The following is a 1,648-nucleotide window of genomic DNA, read 5'->3' as shown; positions in this document are numbered from 1 at the left end:
GCAACGGTGTCCACGGTGACGTGGAATCGGAAGGAAGCTCAAGGCAAACCTCTGGTCTGACGAACAGAAATCATATAAGAGGCAACGTATGTGGATAAGGGTGCAAAAGAATCTGAAGTCCAATAGCTACGAAAACATACGGTGTATATATGACAGATAGATGGAGGGAAAGAGTTCGCTCCTTAACCGGGGAGGTCTCCTTATCTCATACCAAACGCTTATAGTGATATAAGTCTGAACAAGGAGAAGTCAGCAGAAGCCATAGTAGTGTAGAAAGCTAATGAAAATTAGAAGAAATGAAGGGCTGAACCAACTTATGGTTATAGAAATCTCGATTGGGAGAGGAACAAGACCACTGGCATAACGCGTAAAAGTGGATACCTACTCTACGAGGAAGAAAGGACATAACAGGCATGTACGAAAGAAAACTACTGGACAAAATACTAGATGAGGATAATCTCAACAAGTCCATCAAACAAGTGAAAAGAAACAAGGGAGCCGCAGGGGTAGATGGAATGACAATCGATGATCTAGAACCCCATTGGAACGTTCATCAAAGGGAAATCGTTTGGCAAATACGTCAACGGAAATATCAACCGCATCCAGTTCTGAGGGTGGAAATACCTAAGGCAAATGGTGGTGTGCGATTACTTGGTATTCCAACTGTAGTGGACAGAGTCATTCAACAAGCTATGGCACAAATTCTCACTCCACTATTCGATCATCAATTCAGTGAAAACAGTTATGGATTCAGGCCAAGGCGTTACGCAGAGATGGCCATTCTAAAAGCACTAGAATACATGAATGATGGTTATGAATGGATAGTAGATATTGACTTAGAACGCTTCTTTGACACGGTCAATCATGACCGTTTAATGAACCTCGTATCTAGGACAGTGGATGATGGTAATGTCATTTCACTTATAAGAAAATTTCTGGTCAGTGGTGTACAAATAGATGAATCATATGAAGAAACGGTGATCGGTACACCTCAAGGAGGAAACCTATCTCCGTTACTCAGCAATATTATGCTTCATGAATTGGATACCGAACTAGAAGCTAGAGGACTGCGTTTTGTACGATATGCTGATGATTGTATTATCATGATAAAGAGCGAAATGGCAGCGAGGAGAGTTATGAGATCAGTGACCAAATTCATCGAAGAAAAGCTAGGATTGATCGTTAATAGCACGAAAACGAAAGTGACCAGTCCACGGGATCCTGATATGAAATTCTTAGGGTTTGGCTTTTTCAAGGATTATCAAGCAGGTATCTATAAAGCAAGACCCCATCAAAAGTCGATAGAAAACTTTAAATATAAGCTCAAGCAACTAACTAAAAGAAATTGGGGAGTAGATACGAAGTATCAAGTGGAGCGTATCAATCAGGTAATACGAGGATGGGTTAACTACTTTAAAATAGCCTCGATGAAAAGAGCGTTGGAAAGAATCGATTCACATACAAGATTCCGTTTAAGAATGTGTATTTGGCACAAATGGAAAACAGCGAAAAATCGGCGAAAGAATCTAATAAAATTAGGGATGGATAAATACAACGCATATAAGAATAGTCACACTAGCAAAGGAGTAACCCGTATTGCCTACTCATGGATACTGACCACTACAATAACTAACCAGAGATTAACCAA

At 40.2% G+C, this 1,648-nt stretch carries 1 protein-coding gene; it reads left to right on the top strand.

Annotated elements, in window-relative coordinates:
- Nucleotides 1–413: 413 nt before the first annotated feature.
- Nucleotides 414–1,648: group II intron reverse transcriptase/maturase (ltrA, locus tag ACTWP4_RS22465; protein WP_443131018.1), on the top strand; the 1,235-nt coding region annotated here is incomplete at its 3' end.

Origin of the sequence: Gracilibacillus sp. D59, from assembly GCF_052246695.1 — a bacterium.
GTDB lineage: Bacteria > Bacillota > Bacilli > Bacillales > Amphibacillaceae > Gracilibacillus.
This window is presented reverse-complemented; position numbering and strand designations above follow the sequence as displayed.